The sequence below is a fragment of the Streptomyces colwelliae genome (genome assembly GCF_048158785.1).
In the GTDB taxonomy this organism is placed as follows: domain Bacteria; phylum Actinomycetota; class Actinomycetes; order Streptomycetales; family Streptomycetaceae; genus Streptomyces.
Map to the genome: position 1 here is coordinate 1 of NZ_JBLTJC010000875.1, position 678 is coordinate 678.

The 678-nt window shown below is 53.2% G+C and carries 1 protein-coding gene and 1 pseudogene; one reads left to right on the plus strand and one right to left on the minus strand.

Annotated elements, in window-relative coordinates; translation table 11 throughout:
• A pseudogene (locus tag ACNFOC_RS54930) lies at window positions 1–278 on the plus strand (hypothetical protein); the annotation flags it as partial.
• Between the two features lie 71 nt (window positions 279–349).
• Here ACNFOC_RS54930 and ACNFOC_RS54935 read toward each other — a convergent pair.
• On the minus strand, window positions 350–678 hold a 329-nt coding region (locus ACNFOC_RS54935), incomplete at its 5' end, for an FHIPEP family type III secretion protein (RefSeq protein WP_416966388.1).

The following is a 678-nucleotide window of genomic DNA, read 5'->3' on the forward strand; positions in this document are numbered from 1 at the left end:
ACATGGGCGAGCCAAGAAAAATCATGAACACTAATGGAGCGGGGGATGGCGCATTGGCAGCGTTGCTGCATGACATTACCGCCAACAGCTACCATCGTAGCAACGTACCAAACTCCAGCAAACATAAATTCACCTGGTTAACTTATTCATCGTTAGCGCAGGTGTGTAAATATGCTAACCGTGTGAGCTATCAGGTACTGAACCAGCATTCACCTCGTTTAACGCGCGGCTTGCCGGAGCGTGAAGACAGCCTGGAAGAGTCTTACTGGGATCGTTAAGTTATCGTCGGTTCGTAGGCCAGATAAGGCGTTCACGCCGCATCCGGCAGTTGTGCACCAATGCTGGATACTTACATCAACGCCCCCCTAATCTTCAACTCCAGCTCATCCGGCACTTCGTTATACGACAGCACATGCAGCCCCGGCGCAAACAACCTTGCATAACGCGCCAGCAAAGGGCGCAGCTGCGGTGGCACCAGCAGCACCAGGTCTTTCCCCGCCGCTTTCATCTGCTCTTTCACCTGTGGCATCGTACTCTGGAACTGGTTGAGCATATTCGGATCGACCGGCACGCTGTCGAGCATCACTTTCCCGCCCTGTTGCGCCTGATTCACCACGTTGGTCAGCAGATTTTCCAGCTCATTATTCAGCGTATACACCGTCAGCTCCTGCTTGCGAA